The following is a 20,544-nucleotide window of genomic DNA, read 5'->3' on the forward strand; positions in this document are numbered from 1 at the left end:
CCGGCAGTGCCGCAGGCGCGGCGCCGGGCAGGGGATCAGCCGATGAAGTTCTTGTAGGCGGCTTCATCCATGAAGTCGTCGAGCGCCGAGAGGTCCTCGATCTTCATCTTGAAGAACCAGGCTTCGCCCTCGGGATCGTCGTTGACCTTCGACGGCTCATCGGCCAGCGGCGCGTTCACCTCGACGATCTCGCCATCGAGCGGGGCGAGGATGTCGGAGGCGGCCTTAACCGACTCGATCACCACCACTTCGTCATCCTTGCTCACCGTGGTGCCCTCGTCGGGCAGTTCCACGAACACCACATCGCCCAGCTGTTCGGCTGCATGCGCGGTGATGCCGACGACGACAACATCGCCCTCGACGCGGAGCCATTCGTGCTCTTCGGTAAATTTCATCGTGCTGTCCCTGTCTGTCTCAGCGTTTGTAGGTCTGGGTCACGAAGGGCATCTCGGCCACTTCGACGGCGAGGCGCTTGCCGCGCACCTCGCCGAATAGCTTGGTGCCGGGGGCGGCGTGGTCAATCCCCACGTAGCCCATGGCGACCGGTGCGCCGACGCTGGGGCCAAAACCGCCCGAGGTGACGTGGCCGATCGGGGTGCCGCCGGTCTCATCTGCATAAATCTCCACCCCTTCGCGCATCGGCGCGCGGCCCTCGGGGCGCAGGCCCACGCGGGCGCGGGGCGCGCCGTTTTCCAGCTCGGATAGGATTTTCTCGGCACCGGGGAAGCCGCCCGCGCGATCGCCGCCGGTGCGGCGGATCTTCTGGATCGCCCAGGGCAGAGCCGCCTCGGCGGGGGTGGTGGTGCTGTCGATGTCATGGCCGTAAAGGCACAGCCCGGCTTCGAGACGCAGCGAGTCGCGCGCGCCAAGGCCGATGGGCTCCACATCCTCATGCGCCAGCAGTGCGCGGGCGAGCTCCTCGGCCTTCTCCTCGGGCACAGAGATCTCGTAGCCATCCTCGCCGGTGTAGCCCGAGCGCGAAATCCAGCACTCGGCGCCGCAAAGCTCGACCGTCGCCACATCCATGAAGCGCATCTCGCGCACCGCCGGGTTCAGCGTGGCTAGCGCCGCCTCGGCAGCCGGGCCCTGCAGCGCCAGCAGCGCGCGGTCGCCGAGCAGCTTGGCGGTGATGCCCTTGGGCTCGAGGCCCGCGCGCATCCGCGCCATATCCTCGGTCTTGCAGGCGGCGTTGACCACGACGAAGAGGTGATCGCCGCGATTGGCGATCATCAGATCGTCTTCGATCCCGCCGTCTTCATTGGTGAAGAAGCCATAGCGCTGGCGGCCTTCCTTCAGCCCGGCGATATTCACCGGCACCAGCGTCTCGAGGCCAAGAGCGATGCTCTCTACATCGGCGCCCGACAGGATCACCTGACCCATATGGCTGACGTCGAACAGCCCGGCCTTGTCGCGCGTGTGGAGATGTTCCTTGAGAACGCCGAGCTTGTATTGCACCGGCATCTCGTAACCGGCGAAGGGCACCATCTTGGCGTCCAGTTCGACGTGCAAATCATGTAGTGGCGTGCGTTTCAGCTCGTCCATGCGCTCCCGATCCCTTCGGCCCGGACAGGCGCAAGGCCCCGGGCATTTCCCGCACGGATCTTCTCCGCGCTCGAAATGCCCCCTCTGTCCTTTCGCCTGAGATCGTTATCCCTTCGGCGGGCGCCGGGGCGCCTCTCTCCAGAGTCTTTCTGCCGTGAAGGTCCTTTGGCCTGAGAGTTTCCGGGGGCGGTTGCTCCTTCGGCACCGGCAAGGCCGGTTCTCCCATCACGGTGGCGGGAGATTACGACAGTTACGCAGTGGCCGCAAGCGCGCCTGCGGTGCGCGGCACCGAACAGGCCTTGCCCGGCACCAGAATGTCGATCAGCGGAGCATTGTCGCACACCAGCGCATCCAGCGTGATCGGATCGAGCGTGGCATAGAAGGCGTTTGCGGCCTCGGTGAGCGCGATGCGCAGGCGGCAGGCCTCGGTCAGCGGGCAAGTGTTGTCGGCGTCGGCAAAGCATTCGGCCAGCGGCACCGGCGATTCGAGTGTGCGGAACACGTCGCCGATCTGGATCTCCGAGGCAGGCCGGGCCAGTTCGAGCCCGCCGTTGCGGCCGCGATGGGTGCTGAGATACCCCAGTTGCGCCAGTTGGTTGATCACCTGCGCGAGGTGATTTTCCGAGGCATTGCAGCACTTTGCAATCTCAGATTTGGTCACAAGGCGGCCAGAATTTGCCGCGCAGTGCATCAGGACACGGATTGCAATATTCGTTCTCTTGGTCACACGCACGGGAAAAGCCCTCGCTTTGAATGATTGCCGGGTTAAATACAGGGCCGGGGAAAAGCGCGGATTGACTCACATCAATTTGAAGAAAGAAAAGACGAGAAATGAGCACATCATTCTTTTTCGGCTACGGCTCGCTGGTCAACCGCAGGACCCACGCTTTCGATCCCGCGCACAAGGCCGTTGCCAAAGGATGGCGCCGGGTCTGGGCGCGGGTGCCGGGCCGTCCGGTCTCGCTGCTGACCGTCTCGCGCGATGCGGGATCCGAGATCGAAGGGCTGATTGCACCGGTCACCGGCGAGGGCTGGGCCGTCCTCGACCAGCGCGAAGCCGATTATGACCGCACCGATGCCCGCGCCGATGTGCGGCATGAGGCTCCCACCGTCGAAGAGCTGGCGATCTACGTGGTGCCCGAGGCGGACCGCCTGCCGCCCGACACCGATCACCCGGTGCTGCTGAGCTATCTCGACGTGGTGCTGCAGGGCTATCTTGGTGAGTTTGGCAAAGAGGGCGCCGAGCGCTTTCTGGCCAGCACCGGCGACTGGCGGGTGCCGTTCCTGAACGACCGCGCCGCACCGCTTTACCCGCGCGCGCAGAGCCTCAGCGACGCCGAGCGCGGCTTTGTCGATGCGGCGCTGCGTGATGTCGGGGCGCAGGTGTTCAGCCGATGACCCCGCGCTGGCTGCTGCTGCTCTACCGGCTGTCGAAGCGGCTTGGGGTGCGGGTGCTCTTCGGGGCGCTTCTGGCGCTGGTCGCGGTGGCGCTGGCGCCAGTGTTGCAGCCGCTGATCCCCGAGGACTGGCAGGATCGCTTCGGAGCCGATGCGGTGACGCCGATCCTGCAGATCCTCGCCACCACCATGCTGACTGTGACCACGTTTTCGCTGTCGGTCATGGTGCAGGCCTTCCAGTCGGCGGCCAGTCAGGCGACGCCGCGCGCCTACCGGCTGCACCTCGAGGACAGCACGGCGCAGACCGCTCTTGCGGCTTTCACCGGAACCTTCCTCTTTTCGCTAACCTCTCTGGTGCTGTTCAACGCGGGCTTCTATTCCGAGGCCTCGGCGGTGGTGATCTTTTTCCTGACCATCGGCAGCATCGTCACGGTGATCGTCGCCATGCTGCGCTGGATCGGCCATCTGAGCGTGATGGGCAGCATGGATCACACGCTGCAGCGGGTCGAAAACAGCGCCTTGCCGCCACTTGAACGCGCAATGAGCCGCCCCTCGCTGGGTGCGGCCCGTCCCGATCACGCGCTGCCGTCGGACGCCCGCGAAGTGCCCGCGACCAAGGCGGGCTACGTGCAATACATCAATCTTGAGGCGCTGGAGGAAAAGCTCTCCGAGCGCGAGGCCATCTTTCGCGTCACCGCCCATCCGGGCGCACATCTCGTGCCGGGGATGCCACTGGGCCAAATCTCCGGCGGGCATGTGGAGGCCGAGGAGATCTGCGAGTGTTTCACCCTCGGCGAAGAGCGCACCATGGAGCAGGACGCCCGCTATGGCGTCATGGTGATGAACGAGATCGCGCTGCGCGCGCTGTCGCCTGCGGTCAACGATCCGGGCACGGCGATCGACGTGGTGCAGCGGCTCGAGCGGATGCTGTTCGGGCTCGGGCGACCGGAGGAGGGACCGCCAGAGTTTCCGCATGTGCAGATGGCGCCGCTCAACCCGGCGCATCTGGTGGAAGACGGGTTCTACCCGCTGATCCGCGACGGCGCGGCCCGGCCCGAGGTGATCGGCTGCGTGCTGACCGCGATGAATGTGCTGCGCCGCGCCGACTGGCCCGCGCTGGCCGCCGCCGCCGAAGACACCCGCGCCTACGCCTTCGCCCATGCCGAGGCCGCCTTCACCGTAGACGCCGACAAGGCGTGGCTGGCGGGAAAGCGGGAGGACGTTTAGCCCGAAATCAAACGCGAAGCCGTAGGGCGAGCGCCTGCCCGTGGGATGGGCAGACGCTGCCCCGCTGCGACTGGTGAGGCTAGGCGTAAAAAGAGAAAAGGCGGACCCGAGGGCCCGCCTTTTTGTATTTCGATGGAGCGGCGCTTACTTCGCCAGATCTTTCGCCGGGATCTTCTCCAGCAGCGGCAGCACGTCGGCCATCTCCGGCCCGCGCTCGAGACCGGTGAGGGCCTTGCGCAGCGGCATGAAGAGCCCCTTGCCCTTGCGGCCCGTCGCCTCTTTCACCGTCTTGGTCCATTCGCCCCACGTGTCGCGTGTGTAGGGCCCCTCGGGCAGCAGCGCCATCGCCTCGGCGATGAAGTCGCGGTCCTCTTCGGCGATCAGCGGCTCGGCACCGTCGCGGAACAGCGCCCACCATCCGGGGATATCCTTGCGGGTGGTGATGTTGTCGCGGGCGACGCCCCAGAACAGCTCTTGCTTCTCGGCGGGCACGCCGATCGCGGTCAGCTCTTCGGCCACATCCTGCAGTGGCAGCTGGTGCAGCTTGCGCGCGGTCAGCGGGTAAAGGTCATGCTCGTCGAACTTCGTCGGGGCCGAGCCGAACTGGCTCAGCTCGAAGCCTTCGGCGATCTCGTCCAGCGAGGTGCGCAGTTCCACCGGCTGGCTCGATCCCAGACGGGCCATCAGCGACAGCAGCGCCTCGGGCTCGACGCCCGCTTCGCGCAGATCGCGGATCGACAGCACGCCAAGACGCTTGGACAGCGACTCGCCCTGTGGACCGGTGAGCAGCGAGTGGTGCGCGAAACCGGGGGCGGTGCCGCCGAGCGCCTCGATGATCTGGATCTGCGTCGCGGTGTTGGTGACGTGGTCCGAGCCGCGCACGATATTGGTGACGCCCATGTCCATGTCGTCGACCACCGAGGCCAGCGTATAGAGGATCTGCCCGTCGCCGCGGATCAGCACCGGGTCCGACACCGAGGCGGCGTCGATTGAGATGTCGCCGAGGATGCCGTCATTCCAGTCGATCCGTTCCTGGATCAGCTTGAAGCGCCACACGCCGTTGCCACGCTCTGCGCGCAGCGCGTCCCTCTCGGACTCGGACAGATCCAGCGCGGCGCGGTCGTAGACCGGCGGCTTGCCCATGTTGAGCAGCTTCTTGCGCTTGAGGTCCAGCTCGGTCGGGGTTTCGAAGGCCTCGTAGAAGCGGCCCATCTCGCGCAGTTCGTCCGCGGCGGCGTGGTAGCGGTCCAGCCGCGCGCTCTGTCGCTCCGTCTTGTCCCAGTGCAGACCGAGCCATTCGAGATCGCGCTTGATGCCGTCGACGTACTCTTCCTTGCTGCGCTCGGCATCGGTGTCATCGATGCGCAGAATGAAGGTGCCGCCGGCTTTGCGCGCGATCAGGTAGTTGAACAGCGCGGTGCGGAGGTTGCCCACATGGATGTGACCGGTGGGCGACGGTGCGAAACGGGTGGTGGTCATGCTAGCCTCCTGCATACGCGGGTGGCAATTTCACAAGCGCGGGCGTTTGTCCAGTTCACCGGCCCTTGGCGGAGCGGGCATCCCGTGTATTCTCCGCCCTATGAGAGATATTCTGACCGTCACGCTCAATCCTGCGCTCGATCTTTCGACCACTGCCGACCGTGTCGAGGCGGGTCCGAAGCTGCGCTGCGATGCGCCCGCGATCGACCCCGGTGGCGGCGGCATCAACGTCGCGCGGCTCGCGGCCGAACTGGGTGGCCCGGCGCGGGCCTTCGTCGCCCTCTCCGGCCCGACCGGAATGCGGCTGGAGGCGGCGCTGGCCGAACTGGGCCTGCCGATGGTGCGGATGAAAGCCCCCGGTGAGACGCGGGAAAGCTTTGCCGTGCATGACCGTCAGACCGGCGCGCAATACCGCTTCGTCATGCCCGGCCCGGTCTGGAGCGCGGGCGACGTGATGGACGCGCTTGATGCCATCTCGAGCACCGTGCCGCAGGGCGGGATCGTCGTGCTCAGCGGCAGCCAGCCGCCGGGGGTGCCCGATGATTTCCCGACCGAGCTGTGCCGGGCGCTGAAGGGCCGCGGCGCTTATGTCATCGTCGACACGTCTGGGCCGGTGCTCGAAGCGCTGGCGCGGGGCACTGATCCGGCACCGGCGGTGCTGCGGATGGACAGTCTGGAGGCCGAAGAACTGGCTGGGCGGCCTTTGATGACCCGTGCCGATTCCGCGGGGTTTGCCGCGGAACTGGTGGCGCGCGGGGCGGCGGAGCGGGTGATCCTTGCGCGCGGGGCCGATGGCTCGGTGATGGCCGGGCCCGATGGGCTCTGGCAGGTCAGCGCGGCCAAGGTTTCGGTGCTCTCGGCGGTGGGGGCGGGCGACAGTTTCGTCGGCGCCTACGCTTTCGGCATTTCCTCTGGCCTGAGCGCGCCCGAAGCGCTGGCGCTCGGGGCGGCGGCGGCCAGCGCTACGGTCACCACGCCGGGCACGAGCCTGTCGACCCGCGCGATGATCCACGACCTGCTGGATCAATGTGGCGCCAGTGCGCTCTGAGCCCGCCAGAAGCCCTGTAAACTAAGAAAACCCCCGGCCAGAGAGAGATGACCGGGGGTGCCGGAGAGGCGCGGCCTTTCAGGCGACCGCGGCTTGGTCCTGCTCGTGCAACTGCAGCCGCACCATGGTCTGGTTGAGCAGGACATAGGCGATCTCGCCAAAGGTGACGGGACCAGTGAAACTGCCGGTGCGCTTGTCCTGAAGCTCACCGAAGAGGAAATTGAGGATGCAATTGCACGAAAGCTCCTGCGCGCCGTCGCCCTGCGCCTGATGGGCGAAGACGGTGGCATAGTCGCCGGGGCTTGCGGCAAGCCGGTAATTGACCCCTTCGATCACCGGCGCGTAGAAGGCCACGCCTTCGGGTCCGACCGACTGGAACGAGACATTGACGAGGGCGCCCGCGTAATTGGCCACCAGCGGCAGCCGGGTGTCGATGCCCTGCGCCTCGACCCATTTGGCGAAATCCACCTCCTTACCGTCGATCCGCGCGGTTTCGGCGGCAAAGCCGGTGGCGGGGAAGGTGATCTCGGGGCCGCTGTCGTCTTGGGTGAAGAGATTGAGGATCTCGACATTCGCACTTCGTCTGGCGGAGAGTTTCACGTGGAGCACCAGCGCGCCCTCTTGGTGCACGCGGCCGGTGGCGCCGTCGATCACCTTCGGCGTGGCGCTGGCAAGCTCATCAAGATGCACCCCGGTGATCCAGCCCATGACCGGCTGATCGAAGAGGCCGGGATATTCCGCGCCGTGGATGGCATAGGCTTCATGCGCCTTGCTGAAAGCGGGGATCAGGATCACCGACAGCCCGTTGTCGAAACGGCCCATGGTCAGGCTCGGCAGGTCCTCGCCTTCATAAAGCACGGCGCGGGCGTCCTCTGCGGCCTCCAGCTCGGTGACAAAGACATTCTCGCGGTCCACATGGCCGCCGGTCTCGGTCATGAAATAGACCGTGGTGCCGCCGATCCAGCGCCCGCGGGGCAGCTTGGTCAGCACCTCCTCGTCGCCCGCGATCACCAGCGTCGCGCCTGCGTCGATCCTTGCGGCGGCCTGCTCGGGGGTCATCATCTGGTTCTTCATCGCGCGTCCTTTCAGAAGAGGGCGATATCCTTCGCCGCAAAGGCGTTCTTTTCGAAATAACCCCGCAGTTCGGCGATCTTGCCGGACATCTGCGCCGGGCTGGCCTTCACCTCGCGGCGCAGCCGGGTGACGAGGATCTTGGTCGCCAGCACCGCGCCCGACAGCTCGGCTTCGGAGCTGAGCACGCGGCGCCAGCAGGGGTTGGATGCGTCGGGGATCATCTTTGGCTCCATCTTCGTTGCGAAAACGGGGCTACGGCGATTCTTCTTAACGGTTTGCAAAACGCGGTTGTGATGAGCTGTGGCGGGCCCGGATGTGGCCTCTTGCGCTGCGCGCGCTACCCTTTCGCACGGGAGAATCCGCCATTCGCATACCCTTGGGCGAAGGCCAAAGCAGGAGAGGATGACGAACATGGAAAAGAACAAGATGACACGCCGCAATGCACTGACCGCCGCCGCGGCGCTGCCGCTCGCCACAGGGCTGACCGGAGCCGGTGCCCGCCCCGCCGCCGCGCAGCCCGCGCAGGGCCCGCAGGTGCCGCGCACCTACCGGGTGCCGCTGGGCGATTTCGAGGTGACCGCAATGATGGCGGGCACACGCACCGTGCCCGAGCCGAAGGGCACCTTCGGCCTCAACGCCAGCGACGAGGAATTCGCCGAGGTCTCGAAGGCCGCGCATATTCCCACCGATAAGGCGCAGTTCTTCTTCACCCCGACGCTGGTCAACACCGGCAGCGCGGTGATCCTGTTCGACACCGGGCTCGATCCTGCGGGCATCACCGCTGCGGTCGAAGCGGCGGGCTATGCGCCTGAGGACGTGACCCATGTGGTGATCACCCACATGCATGGCGACCATATCGGCGGGCTTTCGGACGGCGGCACGCCGACCTTCGCCAATGCCGCGCTGCTGACCGGGCAGGAGGAGTGGAACCATTGGACCGAGGCGGGCAACGACACCTTTGAAAGCAAGGTGCGCCCGCTGGAGGATCAGTTCAGCTTCCTCGGCAATGGCGAGGAAGTGGCGCCGGGCATCACCTCGGTTCTCGCGCCCGGGCATACGCCGGGGCATATGTGCTTCATGCTCGAAAGTGGCGGCCAGAAGCTGATGCTGACCGCCGATCTGGCGAACCACTACGTCTGGTCGGTGGGCAAGCCCGATTGGGAAGTGCGCTTTGATATGGACAAGGAACTGGCCGCCAGTTCGCGGCGCAAGATCTTCGGCACGCTGGCCGAGGATAAGACGCCCTTCATCGGCTACCACATGCCATTCCCGGCGGTGGGCTATGTCGAGGCCGAGGGCGACGGCTTTCGCTACATGCCGCACAGCTACCAACTGCTGATGACCTGAGGCCGCGGGCCTTAGGTTGGGGATGGGTCAGCGGAAGGCTGGCCCATGCGCCCAGATGGTCAGCGAATGGCGCTCGCCGCCGGTCACCGGCGTGACCCGGTGCAGCATATAGGACGGAAAGAGCGTGGCGGTGCCGCGCTCTTTCTTTGCCGCAACCACATGGTTCGAGGGCATCAGTTCCAGCGCGCCGCCTTCATAGGCGCCCTCGTCGGAAAGCTGCACCACCATGGTCAGCTTGCGGCGCGAGGCGAGGCGCCCCTCGCCGATGTCCGAATGCCAGTCGAAATGCCCTTCACGCTCGGCACCATAGCGCGCGACCTGCGCGCTTTCGTCGAAGGCATCCAGCGCGAAGTCATAGGCGGATCGGTTGGCGTCACGCACCAGTTCGATGATCCGATCCATGACCCAGCCGGTGTCTTCCACATCGTCGAGCCACACCAGATCGGCGCGGCGCATATTGTGCGCGCGCTGCTGGCCCACAAGGCGCGCGTCCGAGGCCTCGGCATTGCGCGAGATCTCGATGAGGCGGCTGCAGTCGGCTTCGGAAAAAGCCTGCGGAATGCTGTGGACGGTGATCATGCGCGCGCTCCTGAATGCGGAAGCGCGCCTTTAGGGCGGATAAGATGGGGGATCTGCGCCAAATGCGACGTGGAGGTCGGAAAACGACCTGTCTTTGCGTCACGGCCCCGCTCTACGGCCCGCTGTTTTGCGCGCGCCTTCCAGATCGGGCCGTTTGGGTCTTTTCCCGCCGCCGACGCGGGGCCATATCCCCTGCATGACAGCATCCGATACTGCGCCCGATCTTGCCGCTTTCGAGACCATGGCCCGCGCCGCGGTCGACGCTCTGCCCGAGCCGTTCCGCGCCGCCGCCGCCGAGGTGGTGCTGCAGGTCGAGGACTGGCCACCCGAGGACATTCTGCAAGAGATGCAGATCGACGATCCGCTCGATCTTACCGGGCTCTACGAGGGTGTGCCGATGACCGAAAAGTCGAGCAGCTGGCCCTCGCCCTATCCCGATACCGTCTGGCTGTTCCGCGAGCCGATCCTGCAGGAATGGCGCGACCGGGGCGATGTCGAACTGGATGCGCTGATCGCCCATGTGACGGTGCATGAGTTCGCCCACCATTTCGGCTGGTCCGACGACGATATCGCCAGCATCGACCGTTGGTGGGAGTAGCGGCGGGCCAGATGGCCCGCGCCTTGCCTCAGCCGTTGTCGCGCCAGCGGTTGGCGATGGGATAGCGCCGGTCGAGCCAGAAGGCCTTTTGCGACAGGCGCGCGCCCGGAGCGGCTTGGAAGCGTTTGTATTCCGAGATGTAGAGCAGATGCTCGACCTTCTTGGCATCGGCGCGGTCATAGCCCGCCGCGACGCAATCGGCGATCGAGCCATCGCGGTCCACGAGAATCTCCAGAATACCGTCCAGCACCGGGTAGTCGGGCAGGCTGTCGCTGTCCTTCTGGTCCTCGCGCAGCTCGGCCGAGGGCGGCTTGGTGATGATCCGCTCGGGGATCACCTCGCCGTCGGGGCCGTTCATCCACGGGCGCTGGTTCTCGTTGCGCCAGCGGCAGATGGCGAAGACGCGGGTCTTGTAGAGATCCTTGATCGGATTGTAGCCGCCCGCCATGTCGCCGTAGATCGTGGCATAGCCCACCGCGACCTCGGACTTGTTGCCGGTGGTCAGCAGCATCTCTCCGAACTTGTTGCTCAGCGCCATCAGCAGCAGCCCGCGCAGGCGCGACTGGATGTTCTCTTCGGTGAGATCGGCATCGCGCCCGGCAAAGAGCGGCGCCAGCGTGTTGGTGATCGCCTCGCGCCCTTCGGCGATCGGCACGAAATCATAGTGGCAGCCAAGGTTGGTGGCGCAGGCCTTGGCATCCTCCAGCGAATGCTCGGAGGTGTATTCCGACGGCAGCATCACGCAGCGCACGTTCTCGGCCCCGAGCGCATCGGTGGCGATGGTCGCCACCAGCGCCGAGTCGATGCCGCCCGACATGCCCAGCAGCACTTTGCCGAAGCCGGTCTTGCGGCAATAGTCGCGCAAGCTGAGCACCATGGCGTGGTAATCCTGCTCCATGTCGTCCGGGTGCTGCACAAAGCGCCCGTCCTCGGCGCGCCATCCCTCGGGGGTGCGCACCAAATCGACCTGCGCGATCTCTTCCTCGAAGACCGGCAGTTGCAGTGCCGCCTGTCCGCCGGGGTTCAGCACAAAGGAGCCGCCGTCGAAGATCTGGTCGTCCTGACCGCCCACCATATTGAGGTAGATCAGCGGCAGGCCGGTCTCGACCACGCGGGCGACCATCTTGTTGAGCCGGGTCTCGTGCTTGTTGCGGCGGTAGGGCGAGCCGTTGGGCACCAGCAGGAACTCGGCCCCGGTCTCGGCGTGGGTCTCGGCCACATCCTCATACCATGCGTCCTCGCAGATCGGCGAGCCGATGCGCACGTTGCCCACCGCGTAGGGGCCGCCGATGGCGCCGCTGTCAAAGACCCGCACCTCGTCGAAGACGCCATAGTTCGGCAGGTGGTGCTTGAACACATGGGTGACGATCCGCCCGCCGCGGCAGATGAGATAGGCGTTGTAAAGCTCGGTGCCTTCGATCCACGGGCAGCCGATCGCCAGCGCGGGCCCGTCGGCGCAGGCCTCGGCCAGCGTCTTCGCCGCCTCCATGCAGTCCAGCGTGAAGGCGTGTTTCTTCGGCAGATCCTGCGCGTTGTAGCCAGCGATGAACATCTCGGGCAGGGCAACAAGCTGGGCCCCGGCGTCGCGGCCCTTCTCCCAGGCGTCCTTTGCCTTGGCGGCATTGCCTGCAAGATCGCCCACGGTCGGGTTCAGCTGCGCGATGGTCAGGCGGAAACGGTCGGCCATGAGCCCCATCCTTTCGGTCACATCCGCGTGCCCACATAGCAGAACCACGCCCGAGGGGAAGAAGCTGAGGGCAAAAGAGATTGTCAGCCAAGGGGGTGTTGTTTAGTTTCGCGGCGGCAGAGGGGCCGATTTTCGGCGGAAAACAACAGGCATCCGGCAAAGGTCCGGCAGGGATTTCGCATGAAGCTTTCAGGCAGAACCATCCTCACGGCGGCGGCCATCGGCGCGCTGACATATCCCGCGCTCGCGCAGGTCGAGGATGGCGAGGTGCAGACCAAGCAATATGACGACGGCGGGGTCTATGAGGGCACCTTCCAGGGCGGTCTGCAGCACGGCACGGGCACTTACCGCATGCCCAACGGCTATGAGTACACCGGCGCTTGGGTCGAGGGCGAAATTCGCGGCGAGGGCGTCGCGCGCTTCCCCAATGGGTCGGTCTATGAAGGGCAATTCGCCAAGGGCAAGCCCGAGGGCATTGGCCGCATCGTCTTTGCCGATGGCGGCACCTACGAGGGGTCTTGGCTCGACGGCAAGATCACCGGCAAAGGCGTCATGCAATATGCCAACGGCATGCGCTACGAAGGCTCTTTCCGCAATGCGCTGCACCATGGGCGCGGCGTGATGACCGGCCCCAACGGCTATCGCTACGAGGGCGATTGGGTGAACGGCGTCAAACAAGGCAATGCCGAGATCGCCTATCCCGACGGCTCGGTCTACGAGGGCCGCGTGGCCAATGGGTTGCGCGACGGTCAGGGCAAGCTGACCATGCCCGACGGGCTGATCTACGAGGGCACGTGGCGCGAGGGTCAGATCGACGGCGTCGGCAAGCTCACCCAGCCCAATGGCGACATCTACGAGGGCGAGCTCGTGGACGGCCGCCGCGAAGGGCAGGGCAAGGTGACCTATGCCAATGGCGACATCTACGAGGGCCAGTTCGACAACGACCAGCGGCAGGGCACCGGCACCTTCATCGGCGAGGATGGCTACCGCTACGAGGGCGACTGGGTTTCGGGCCAGATCGAAGGGCAGGGCAAGGTCACCTATCCCGACGGTTCGATCTATGAGGGCGCCTTCCTCGGCGATCTCGCCAATGGCCGGGGCAAGATCACCTATCCCGACGGCTCGACCTATGAGGGCGACTGGGTCGACGGGGTGATCGAAGGCGCGGGCGTCGCGCGCTACGCCAACGGGCTGGTCTATGAGGGCAGCTTCAAGAACGCCCGGAACGACGGCACGGGCGTGATGACCTACCCCGACGGTTACCGCTACGAGGGCGACTGGCAGGACGGTCAGCGCCATGGCGAAGGCACGGCCACCTATCCCGACGGCACGGTTTACACCGGTGCCTTCCGCGATGGCCAGCGCCACGGGCAGGGCAAGATCACCATGCCCGACGGCTTTAGCTACGAGGGTGCGTGGGTCGATGGCGAGATCGAGGGCGAGGGCGTCGCGACCTATGCCAATGGCGATGTCTACGAGGGGCATTTCGCGGGCGGCAAACGGCAGGGCGAGGGCACCATGCGCTATGCCACCGGCGAGCAGAGCACCGGCGACTGGGTCAATGGCGTGCTGACCACCGACACTCCGGTGCAGGACAGCGAGACGCCAGCGGATGCGGCACCGGACGAAGGTGCCGCCGACGAGGCACCGGAGGCGGCAGCCGAAGAGCCCACCGAAGAGTCCACTGCCGAGCCCGCGACCGACTAAGGGAACATCCTCGCGCTCCCGCGTGTTTTCCCTGCGTCAAGCAAGGGAGATCACACGATGAGCAGCTTTCAGGTCGGAGAGATCGTGAAGTGGAACTGGGGCGCGGGCAGCGCCACCGGCAAGATTGCCGAGCGCTTCGAGCGCAAGGTGACCCGGCAGATCTCGGGCGAGAAGATCACCCGCAACGGCTCGTCGGACGCGCCGGCCTTCCTGATCGAGCAGGACGACGGCGGCCGCGTCCTGAAGCTGGAAAGCGAGCTGGAAAAGACCTGACCCCGCGGCTTCGCAGGCGCCGGACCAGCGCGCCCCCGTCCATCTTCTTCTCTTTCCAAATACGCACATCCCGCCCTCACCGCCCCGCGCGGCGCTGGGCTCCCCTGCACGGCGGTCAGACCGTCTCGCCAGCCGACAGCCGTTTCAAAAACGCTTCGGCCTCGGCCAGAACCGTCTCGCGCTTTTCTTCGTCCATGCGGTCCCATGTGCGGTACATATTGCCCATCCGAGGGTTGTTCTCGAACCTCTCGCGGTGCCGGGTCAGAAAGTGCCAATAGAGCAGGTTGAACGGGCAGGCGCCCTCGCCGGTCTTTTGTTTCACCTTGTAGGCGCAGTGGCCGCAATAGTCCGACATGCGGTCGATATAGGCGCCTGAAGAGACATAGGGCTTCGAGGCGATCACCCCGCCGTCGGCGAATTGGCTCATGCCCACGGTGTTGGGCGCTTCGACCCATTCGAAGGCATCGGCGTAGACCGACAGATACCATTCGTGCACCTCCGCCGGGTCGATCCCGGCGATCAGCGCGAAATTCCCGGTCACCATCAGCCGCTGAATGTGATGGGCATAGGCCTCGTCGCGCGTCTGCTCGACGGCTTTCGACAGGCAGCGCATCTTGGTTTCGGCGCCCCAGTAAAGCGACGGCAGCGCGCGCTGCTGGTTGAGGCGGTTGCGGCGCGGATACTCAGGCCCCTCGTGGAAATAGATGCCGCGCACATATTCGCGCCAGCCGATGATCTGACGGATGAATCCCTCAACCGAATTGAGCGGCGCGTCGCCCGCGCGATAGGCCTCCGCCGCCGCCTCGCAGACCTCCAGCGCAGAGAGCAGCCCGATGTTGATGTAAGGCGAGACCAGTGCGTGATTGAGGTATTTATGCTCGTCCAGCATGGCATCCTGATAGGCGCCGAACTCGGGCAGCGCGTGGCGGATGAAATGCGCCAGCGCGCGCTTGGCCTGCCCGCGGTCGGTGGCGAAATGAAAGGGGCGCAGCGTGCCGAAGTTCTTGGGAAACCGCGCTTCGACCAGATCGAGCACCTCTTCCACGGTCTCATCGGGGGTGAAGCTCATCGGACCGCCGTGGCCGATGCCGTCGGGCGGCGGCTTGCGGTTCTCGCTGTCGTAATTCCAGTCGCTGCCCTCGGGCTTGTCGCCGTCCATCAGCAGCCCGGTCTTGCGGCGCATCTCGCGGTAGAAATACTCCATCCGCAGCGCCTTGCGGCCCTTGGCCCAATCCTCGAACTCGGCGTGAGAGGCGAGAAAGCGGTCGTCTTCCAGCAGGGTGATGTCCAGCGGCGTGTCGCGCAAAGCCTCGATCAGCCGCCACTCGCCCGGCTCGGTGGCCAGAACCTCGGTGGCGCCCGTCTCTTCGGCGCGGCGCAGCAACTCGCCGGGGATCGAGCCTGCGTTCTCGGTGTCGTCAAGCTGGGTGTAGCGGACCTCCCAGCCTTCTTTGCGCAGATGGGCGGCGAATTTGCGCATGGCGGCGAAGATCAGCGCGATCTTCTTGGGGTGGTGGGCGGTGTAGTCGGTCTCGGCGGCGACCTCGGCCATGACCACCACGTCGGTCGCCTTGTCGGCGCGGCGCAGGGCAATCAACTCTTCCGAAAGCTGGTCGCCCAGGACCAGCACCAGACGGCTCACCACGCGACCTCCTTGCCTGCCCAGTCGAAAAAGCGCCCGGTCTTTTCGGGGCCGAGCCCGTCCAGCACCGACAGCAGGTTCTGCGCAGCCTCTTCGGGCGGCACGGCGGGGTGGCGGCCAAGGTATTCGGCGGTAAAGGGCGTGGCGACGGTGCCCGGATGCAGCGTGACACAGGCCAATTGCTTGTGGGTGCGCGCCAGTTCCACCGAAGCGGTGCGGATCATCTGGTTCAGCGCCGCCTTGGAGGCGCGGTAGGAATACCAGCCGCCCAGCCGGTTGTCGCCGATCGAGCCCACGCGGGCCGAGAGCGCGGCAAAGACCGCGCGGCGGTCCCTTGGCAGCAGGCGCATGGCGTGTTTCAGCACCAGCGCCGGGCCGAGCGCATTGATCGCCATTTGCTGCATCACCTGCGCCGGGTCGAGCGATTTCAGGGTCTTCTCCGGGGCCGCGCCTTCGGGGCACAGCGCGCCGGTGGCGACGAGGATCAGATCGAAGCTGCCCTCCAGCGCGCCGAGGTGCCGTTCGACCGAGGCCTCGTCGGTGACGTCGAGCCCGTGCTCGCGGCGCGACAGCCGCGTGACCTCGGTGCCACGGGTCTCCAGAGCCGCGGCAAGGGCGCTGCCGATGCCGCCGCTCGATCCTATGACGATTGCGCGTTCCTGAGTTCCGGTCATGTGCGCCGAAATAGCGGCGGCGCGGCCATCGGCAAGCGGGTCAGCCCAGTTCCAGCGTGCCCACCGCGTTCTGGCCGCGTCCGGCAAGCGGCGCCGGACCGCGATACATGCGGGCGGTGTGGAACACCGGCTGCATCCCCATGGCAAGGCAATGCGCCGCCAGCGCGGCGGATTCGGCGGGCAGGTCGATCATCACCTGATCTTCGCCGGTATGCGCCGCAGCGGCCTCGAGCAGCGCCTGCGCCACCGTCAGGTCGGGCGCGCAGAGCGGCCCGATCTTCCAGCCCTCGTGGCAGCCCCGCAGCGTGAGAAAGCCGTTCGGTTTCCCGGCCTCGCGATGCACCAGCGTGAAACGGGTCTGCGCCGGTTCCAGCCAAGCGGCGGTGAACCGGGGCTTGGCGTAGCCGCAGGCCTTGGCCTCCATGGCGATCAGCGCGGCATGCTCGTCGGCGGCGGCGGATTGCACACCCTTGCCGGGACCGCGGCTCAGCCGCCCGGCAAAGCGTTTCGTCTGACCGGCCAGCACGAAGCCGGACTTGCGGTAGTTCTCTTGTTGCGCGGGCACGCCGTCGAGCCCGATGGTGCGGTCGCCGGCATGTTTCATCGCGTGCAGCCAGAGCGCATGGGCGATGCCCTGCCCGCGATAGGCCGGGGCGCAGAGATAGAGCCCGAGGAAGGCAAGGCTGTCGGTATGGTTCACCACCGAGATCGCCGCGGCCATGTTGCCGCCAAGCTCGGCGCAGAAAAAGCCCTCGGGGTCCGCGGCGTAGAACGGATCGAGATCCTCGAGGCCCGGGTTCCAGCCCTCCTTGGCCGCCCAGTCGAGCGCGTGGCCGAGATCGGCCTTGGTCATCGTGCGCAGCATCATGGCCGTAGCGCCTCGCGCAGGCTTTGCGGTGTGGCCGGAGCCTCGCGCAGGTCGAGTGAGGACAGCAGGTCCAATAGGTGCCCTTTCATCAGCTCCTCCGCCGTGGCGCCATCGCCCTCCTCCAGAGCGGTGAGCAGCGCCTCATGTGCATGAGTTTCGCACATTGCCTTGGGTCTGCGCCAGTAGAGTGCGATCACCAGCGACGAACGGGCGATCAGCTGGGTGATGAAATCCGCGATGGTCGACTGATCGGCGATGCGCGCGATCTCGATATGAAACTCACCCGAGAGCCGTACTGCAGTGCCATATTCACCGCGATCAAGCGCCGCATGTTCCTCGGCGTTGTGACGTCGCAGCCTTGCGGCATCCTCGGGGGTCATGCGCTCGGCGGCAGAGCGGGCGGTGCGCGGCTCGAGCAGGGCACGGGCCTCGAACACCTCGCGCGCCTCGCGAATCGATGGTGCCGCAACAAAGGCGCCGCGGTTGGGCTCGATGGTGACAAGCTGGTCATGGGCCAGCATCTGCAGCGCCGAGCGCACGATCGTGCGGCCCACGCCGAAGATCTCGCCGACCTCATCCTCGTTCAGCTTCAGTCCCGGTGCCAGCCGGTGCTCGTGCACGGCAAGGGTCAGCGCGTCGGCCACGGCCCGCGCCTTCGATCCTTTGGAGCCCTTCCCGCGCCCCGCTGGCGCGGCCTCTTTCGCTGTCATCGCGGCCTCTCCCCTTTGGATCACCAATCTTTCCGAGCCGTGCCGGTGGCACAAGCAACGAGGGGATTGCATGTAGAACTTCGTAAGATCGTACACAATCTGAAATCAAAAAGTGCACACGAAGGGGGATTTTTGGTGAAAATTTCAGCGTCACGAAGAATTTGCCCTGCCGCAACGTTGCCCGCGCTTCGTTTTTTACGAGCGCCGGGGACAGGATCGGTCAGCACTCAAGCTGCGGACACACGCGGATCTACGGGGGACATATGCGCCAAGGACTCGATCTCGAACTCGTCGGCCTGACCAAGCGCTACGGCGATACCGTCGCGGTCGACGCGATCAACCATCACTTCGGGTCCGGCGTCTATGCCTGCCTTCTGGGGCCTTCGGGCTGCGGCAAATCCTCGACCCTGCGGATGATCGCCGGGCATGAGACGGTCAGCGACGGCGCGATCGTGCTGGGCGGCAGCGACATCTCGCATCTTCCCCCGGCCAAGCGCGGCACGGCGATGATGTTCCAGAGCTACGCGCTGTTCCCGCATCTTTCGGTGGCGGACAATGTCGCCTTCAGCCTCAAGATGAAGGGCACCGACGCTGCCACCCGCCGCAAGAAGGCGATGGAGATGCTCGCGCTGGTCGACATGACCCAGTTTGCCGAGCGCCTGCCGTCGCAGCTTTCGGGGGGGCAGCAGCAGCGCGTGGCGCTGGCCCGCGCGCTGATCACCGAGCCGCAGATCCTGCTGCTCGACGAGCCGCTTTCGGCGCTCGATCCGTTCCTGCGCATTCGCATGCGCGCCGAGCTCAAGCGCCTGCAGCGCGAGCTTGGCATCACCTTCGTGCATGTCACCCACGGGCAGGACGAGGCGCTGGCGCTGGCCGATGAGATCGTGGTGATGAACAACGCGGTGATCGAGCAGGCGGGCCCGGCCCGCGAGGTGTTCAACAGCCCCAAGACCGAGTTTGTCGCGCGGTTCATGGGCGGGCACAATGTGCTGGCGCTGCCGCAAGGCCATTTTGCCATCCGCAACGACCTGACGCGCATCGCGCCGCAGCAGGGCGCCAAGCTGGATGGCCGCGTCACCTCGGTAGAGTTTCAGGGGGCGCATGTGGCGGTCACCGTGCTTGCCGCGGGCGATCAGGACGTCACCGCCTGGGTGCCCGAAGAGCAATTCTTCTCTGATCCGAAATCCCCCGGCGACGGGGTGGGCCTGGTCTGGGACGACCAGGCGCTGCATCCGCTTTCGGCCTGAAGGGGCCGGGGTGAACAAGGGCCGAAAAGGTCCGGTCAAGACAAGTCCAACACAGGGAGTTAGGACATGACGACGAAGAAACTCAGCCGCCGCGGCCTTCTGAAAGGCGCTGCCGCTGCCGGTGCGGCAACCGCCTTCCCGGCGCCGATGATCTGGGCCCAGAACATCAAGGACGTCACCTTGCGCCAGTTCGGCACCGGCGTGTCGAACCTCAACGAGGTGGCGCAGAAGGTGAAGGAAGACCTCGGCTTCACGCTCGAGATGACCGCGCTCGACTCCGACGCCGTCACCCAGCGCGCCGCCACCCAGCCGGGCAGCTTCGACATCGCCGACATCGAATACTGGATCTGTAAGAAGGTCTGGCCGACCGGCAACCTGCAGGCCATGGATGTCAGCAAGATCAAGAACTACGACAAGATCGTCGGCATCTTCAAAGACGGCAAGCTGACGCCCGAGTCGACCATCGCGCAGGGCACCGCGCCGCACACCGTGGGCTTCACCGACGGTCCCGATGGCACCACCTTCGCCGACCAGCAGACCAACTGGATGACCCTCATCCCGACGATCTACAACGCCGACACGCTGGGCATCCGCCCCGACCTGATCGGCCGTCCGATCGAGACCTGGGCCGAGCTGCTGAACCCCGAGTTCAAGGGCAAGGCGTCGATCCTCGACATCTCGTCGATCGGCATCATGGACGCCGCCATGGTTTGCGAAGCGATGGGCGAGATCGCCTATGGCGACAAGGGCAACATGACCCGCGAAGAGATCGACAAGACCATGGCGATCTTCACCGAAGCCAAGCGCGCCGGTCAGTTCCGCGCCTTCTGGAAGACCTTCGACGAGAGCGTCAACCTGATGGCCTCGGGCGAGGTGGTGATCCAGTCCATGTGGTCGCCCGCCATCACTGCGGTGAAATCGCGCGGCATCGACTGCGTCTACCAGCCGCTGAAGGAAGGCTACCGTTCGTGGGGCGGCGGCATCGGGCTGTCGAAGAACCTCTCGGGCCTCGAGCTGGATGCGGCCTATGAGTACATCAACTGGTACCTCGACGGCTGGGTCGGCGGCTTCCTGATGCGTCAGGGCTATTACTCGGCGGTTCCGGAAACCTCCAAGAACTTCATGTCCGAAAACGAGTGGGGCTATTGGTTCGAGGGCAAGGAAGCCACCGACACCATCACCAACCCGTTCGGCGACGCCATGGCGCAGGCCGGTGAAGTCCGCGACGGCGGCTCGTTCGAAGAGCGCATGGGCTCGGTGGCCTGCTGGAACGCCGTCATGGACGAGAACCAGTACATGGTCCGCAAGTGGAACGAGTTCATCGCAGCCTGATCCTCTCGGGTCTGACCTTATCACCTTGGTCCTGACCGAGATCGCCGCGCCCCGGATGTGCCCGGGGCGCGGCACCCTGATGCGGTGCGCCGCACCACACAAAGACCGGAGGC

General features: G+C 65.8%; 21 protein-coding genes and 1 riboswitch. Of the genes, 9 read left to right on the top strand and 12 right to left on the bottom strand.

What is annotated here, in order from left to right:
* Window positions 1-35: 35 nt before the first annotated feature.
* The 3 genes from gcvH to G0A00_RS06815 form a co-directional block, all read right to left on the bottom strand.
* The gene (gcvH, locus tag G0A00_RS06805; protein WP_066103621.1) at window positions 36-395 is read right to left on the bottom strand and encodes a glycine cleavage system protein GcvH; all 360 of its coding nucleotides are present in this window, start codon (window positions 393-395) and stop codon (window positions 36-38) included.
* A 19-nt stretch (window positions 396-414) separates the two neighbouring features.
* Window positions 415-1,542 (bottom strand): glycine cleavage system aminomethyltransferase GcvT, encoded by a 1,128-nt coding sequence (gcvT, locus tag G0A00_RS06810; RefSeq protein WP_164179935.1) that lies wholly within the window; start codon window positions 1,540-1,542, stop codon window positions 415-417.
* A 148-nt stretch (window positions 1,543-1,690) separates the two neighbouring features.
* Window positions 1,691-1,777: riboswitch (glycine riboswitch) on the bottom strand.
* Between the two features lie 15 nt (window positions 1,778-1,792).
* A complete protein-coding gene (locus G0A00_RS06815; protein WP_066103625.1) occupies window positions 1,793-2,275 on the bottom strand; it encodes an Rrf2 family transcriptional regulator in 483 nt (160 codons plus the stop codon).
* Window positions 2,276-2,373: 98 nt separating this feature from the next.
* Between G0A00_RS06815 and G0A00_RS06820 the strand changes: the two genes are divergently transcribed.
* Window positions 2,374-2,940, top strand: coding sequence for a gamma-glutamylcyclotransferase family protein (locus tag G0A00_RS06820; RefSeq protein WP_164179937.1), 567 nt, complete (start codon window positions 2,374-2,376; stop codon window positions 2,938-2,940).
* On the top strand, window positions 2,937-4,166 hold the full coding sequence (locus tag G0A00_RS06825) for a DUF2254 domain-containing protein (protein WP_164179939.1): 1,230 nt from the start codon (window positions 2,937-2,939) through the stop codon (window positions 4,164-4,166). Before G0A00_RS06820 ends, G0A00_RS06825 begins: the two co-directional genes overlap by 4 nt.
* A 144-nt stretch (window positions 4,167-4,310) precedes the next feature.
* Here the strand turns inward: G0A00_RS06825 and gltX are convergent, their stop codons facing one another.
* Complete coding sequence (gene gltX / locus G0A00_RS06830; RefSeq protein ID WP_164179941.1) at window positions 4,311-5,645, bottom strand: glutamate--tRNA ligase; 1,335 nt, start codon at window positions 5,643-5,645, stop codon at window positions 4,311-4,313.
* Between the two features lie 100 nt (window positions 5,646-5,745).
* Here gltX and G0A00_RS06835 point away from each other — a divergent pair, with 100 nt between their 5' ends.
* A complete protein-coding gene (locus G0A00_RS06835) occupies window positions 5,746-6,693 on the top strand; it encodes a 1-phosphofructokinase family hexose kinase (RefSeq protein ID WP_066103632.1) in 948 nt (315 codons plus the stop codon).
* Between the two features lie 78 nt (window positions 6,694-6,771).
* Here the strand turns inward: G0A00_RS06835 and G0A00_RS06840 are convergent, their stop codons facing one another.
* The gene (locus G0A00_RS06840; protein ID WP_164179943.1) at window positions 6,772-7,767 is read right to left on the bottom strand and encodes a hypothetical protein; all 996 of its coding nucleotides are present in this window, start codon (window positions 7,765-7,767) and stop codon (window positions 6,772-6,774) included.
* A gap of 11 nt (window positions 7,768-7,778) precedes the next feature.
* Window positions 7,779-7,988 carry a hypothetical protein gene (locus tag G0A00_RS06845; RefSeq protein ID WP_164179944.1) on the bottom strand — a complete coding sequence of 70 codons (210 nt, stop codon included), beginning with the start codon at window positions 7,986-7,988 and terminating at the stop codon, window positions 7,779-7,781.
* A gap of 181 nt (window positions 7,989-8,169) precedes the next feature.
* Between G0A00_RS06845 and G0A00_RS06850 the strand changes: the two genes are divergently transcribed.
* Window positions 8,170-9,114, top strand: a complete 945-nt coding sequence (locus tag G0A00_RS06850) for an MBL fold metallo-hydrolase (RefSeq protein ID WP_164179946.1) — start codon at window positions 8,170-8,172, stop codon at window positions 9,112-9,114.
* Between the two features lie 27 nt (window positions 9,115-9,141).
* On the opposite strand, the gene G0A00_RS06855 is transcribed toward G0A00_RS06850, so the two are convergent.
* Complete coding sequence (locus G0A00_RS06855; protein ID WP_164179948.1) at window positions 9,142-9,693, bottom strand: 2OG-Fe(II) oxygenase; 552 nt, start codon at window positions 9,691-9,693, stop codon at window positions 9,142-9,144.
* A 196-nt stretch (window positions 9,694-9,889) separates the two neighbouring features.
* On the opposite strand from G0A00_RS06855, the gene G0A00_RS06860 reads away from it, so the two are divergent.
* Window positions 9,890-10,291: a metallopeptidase family protein gene (locus G0A00_RS06860; RefSeq protein WP_164179950.1), complete on the top strand. Its 402-nt coding sequence runs from the start codon at window positions 9,890-9,892 to the stop codon at window positions 10,289-10,291.
* A 28-nt stretch (window positions 10,292-10,319) separates the two neighbouring features.
* Here the strand turns inward: G0A00_RS06860 and G0A00_RS06865 are convergent, their stop codons facing one another.
* Window positions 10,320-11,978: an NAD+ synthase gene (locus tag G0A00_RS06865; RefSeq protein ID WP_164179952.1), complete on the bottom strand. Its 1,659-nt coding sequence runs from the start codon at window positions 11,976-11,978 to the stop codon at window positions 10,320-10,322.
* 180 nt (window positions 11,979-12,158) lie between these two features.
* Here G0A00_RS06865 and G0A00_RS06870 point away from each other — a divergent pair, with 180 nt between their 5' ends.
* Both G0A00_RS06870 and G0A00_RS06875 read left to right on the top strand, forming a co-directional pair.
* Complete coding sequence (locus G0A00_RS06870; protein WP_164179954.1) at window positions 12,159-13,685, top strand: MORN repeat-containing protein; 1,527 nt, start codon at window positions 12,159-12,161, stop codon at window positions 13,683-13,685.
* 57 nt (window positions 13,686-13,742) lie between these two features.
* Window positions 13,743-13,958 carry a DUF2945 domain-containing protein gene (locus tag G0A00_RS06875; RefSeq protein ID WP_164179956.1) on the top strand — a complete coding sequence of 72 codons (216 nt, stop codon included), beginning with the start codon at window positions 13,743-13,745 and terminating at the stop codon, window positions 13,956-13,958.
* A gap of 115 nt (window positions 13,959-14,073) precedes the next feature.
* Here G0A00_RS06875 and G0A00_RS06880 read toward each other — a convergent pair whose 3' ends face one another.
* The 4 genes from G0A00_RS06880 to G0A00_RS06895 are packed head-to-tail and all read right to left on the bottom strand — an operon-like array spanning window position 14,074 to window position 17,852.
* On the bottom strand, window positions 14,074-15,600 hold the full coding sequence (locus tag G0A00_RS06880) for a cryptochrome/photolyase family protein (RefSeq protein ID WP_368667674.1): 1,527 nt from the start codon (window positions 15,598-15,600) through the stop codon (window positions 14,074-14,076).
* Window positions 15,597-16,274 carry an SDR family NAD(P)-dependent oxidoreductase gene (locus G0A00_RS06885; protein ID WP_164179961.1) on the bottom strand — a complete coding sequence of 226 codons (678 nt, stop codon included), beginning with the start codon at window positions 16,272-16,274 and terminating at the stop codon, window positions 15,597-15,599. The genes G0A00_RS06880 and G0A00_RS06885 overlap by 4 nt, the downstream gene beginning before the upstream one ends.
* Window positions 16,275-16,314: 40 nt before the next feature.
* On the bottom strand, window positions 16,315-17,142 hold the full coding sequence (locus G0A00_RS06890; protein ID WP_235952957.1) for a GNAT family N-acetyltransferase: 828 nt from the start codon (window positions 17,140-17,142) through the stop codon (window positions 16,315-16,317).
* Window positions 17,139-17,852, bottom strand: coding sequence for a GntR family transcriptional regulator (locus G0A00_RS06895; RefSeq protein WP_083191191.1), 714 nt, complete (start codon window positions 17,850-17,852; stop codon window positions 17,139-17,141). The genes G0A00_RS06890 and G0A00_RS06895 overlap by 4 nt, the downstream gene beginning before the upstream one ends.
* A gap of 263 nt (window positions 17,853-18,115) precedes the next feature.
* Here G0A00_RS06895 and G0A00_RS06900 point away from each other — a divergent pair, with 263 nt between their 5' ends.
* Together G0A00_RS06900 and G0A00_RS06905 are read left to right on the top strand one after the other, a co-directional pair.
* Window positions 18,116-19,099, top strand: a complete 984-nt coding sequence (locus G0A00_RS06900) for an ABC transporter ATP-binding protein (RefSeq protein WP_066103646.1) — start codon at window positions 18,116-18,118, stop codon at window positions 19,097-19,099.
* Window positions 19,100-19,165: 66 nt separating this feature from the next.
* The gene (locus G0A00_RS06905; protein ID WP_164179963.1) at window positions 19,166-20,431 is read left to right on the top strand and encodes a PotD/PotF family extracellular solute-binding protein; all 1,266 of its coding nucleotides are present in this window, start codon (window positions 19,166-19,168) and stop codon (window positions 20,429-20,431) included.
* The last annotated feature ends 113 nt before the right edge of the window (window positions 20,432-20,544 follow it).

Origin of the sequence: Salipiger sp. PrR002 (assembly GCF_010500775.1) — a bacterium.
Classification (GTDB): domain Bacteria; phylum Pseudomonadota; class Alphaproteobacteria; order Rhodobacterales; family Rhodobacteraceae; genus Salipiger.

Bases quoted from the DNA above. Each gene is read 5' to 3' on its own strand.
- gcvH (WP_066103621.1), bottom strand. From the start codon at position 395: ATGAAATTTACCGAAGAGCACGAATGGCTCCGCGTCGAGGGCGATGTT.
- gcvT (WP_164179935.1), bottom strand. From the start codon at position 1,542: ATGGACGAGCTGAAACGCACGCCACTACATGATTTGCACGTCGAACTG.
- G0A00_RS06820 (WP_164179937.1), top strand. From the start codon at position 2,374: ATGAGCACATCATTCTTTTTCGGCTACGGCTCGCTGGTCAACCGCAGG.
- G0A00_RS06825 (WP_164179939.1), top strand. From the start codon at position 2,937: ATGACCCCGCGCTGGCTGCTGCTGCTCTACCGGCTGTCGAAGCGGCTT.
- gltX (WP_164179941.1), bottom strand. From the start codon at position 5,645: ATGACCACCACCCGTTTCGCACCGTCGCCCACCGGTCACATCCATGTG.
- G0A00_RS06835 (WP_066103632.1), top strand. From the start codon at position 5,746: ATGAGAGATATTCTGACCGTCACGCTCAATCCTGCGCTCGATCTTTCG.
- G0A00_RS06840 (WP_164179943.1), bottom strand. From the start codon at position 7,767: ATGAAGAACCAGATGATGACCCCCGAGCAGGCCGCCGCAAGGATCGAC.
- G0A00_RS06845 (WP_164179944.1), bottom strand. From the start codon at position 7,988: ATGATCCCCGACGCATCCAACCCCTGCTGGCGCCGCGTGCTCAGCTCC.
- G0A00_RS06850 (WP_164179946.1), top strand. From the start codon at position 8,170: ATGACGAACATGGAAAAGAACAAGATGACACGCCGCAATGCACTGACC.
- G0A00_RS06855 (WP_164179948.1), bottom strand. From the start codon at position 9,693: ATGATCACCGTCCACAGCATTCCGCAGGCTTTTTCCGAAGCCGACTGC.
- G0A00_RS06860 (WP_164179950.1), top strand. From the start codon at position 9,890: ATGACAGCATCCGATACTGCGCCCGATCTTGCCGCTTTCGAGACCATG.
- G0A00_RS06865 (WP_164179952.1), bottom strand. From the start codon at position 11,978: ATGGCCGACCGTTTCCGCCTGACCATCGCGCAGCTGAACCCGACCGTG.
- G0A00_RS06870 (WP_164179954.1), top strand. From the start codon at position 12,159: ATGAAGCTTTCAGGCAGAACCATCCTCACGGCGGCGGCCATCGGCGCG.
- G0A00_RS06875 (WP_164179956.1), top strand. From the start codon at position 13,743: ATGAGCAGCTTTCAGGTCGGAGAGATCGTGAAGTGGAACTGGGGCGCG.
- G0A00_RS06885 (WP_164179961.1), bottom strand. From the start codon at position 16,274: ATGACCGGAACTCAGGAACGCGCAATCGTCATAGGATCGAGCGGCGGC.
- G0A00_RS06890 (WP_235952957.1), bottom strand. From the start codon at position 17,142: ATGATGCTGCGCACGATGACCAAGGCCGATCTCGGCCACGCGCTCGAC.
- G0A00_RS06895 (WP_083191191.1), bottom strand. From the start codon at position 17,852: ATGACAGCGAAAGAGGCCGCGCCAGCGGGGCGCGGGAAGGGCTCCAAA.
- G0A00_RS06900 (WP_066103646.1), top strand. From the start codon at position 18,116: ATGCGCCAAGGACTCGATCTCGAACTCGTCGGCCTGACCAAGCGCTAC.
- G0A00_RS06905 (WP_164179963.1), top strand. From the start codon at position 19,166: ATGACGACGAAGAAACTCAGCCGCCGCGGCCTTCTGAAAGGCGCTGCC.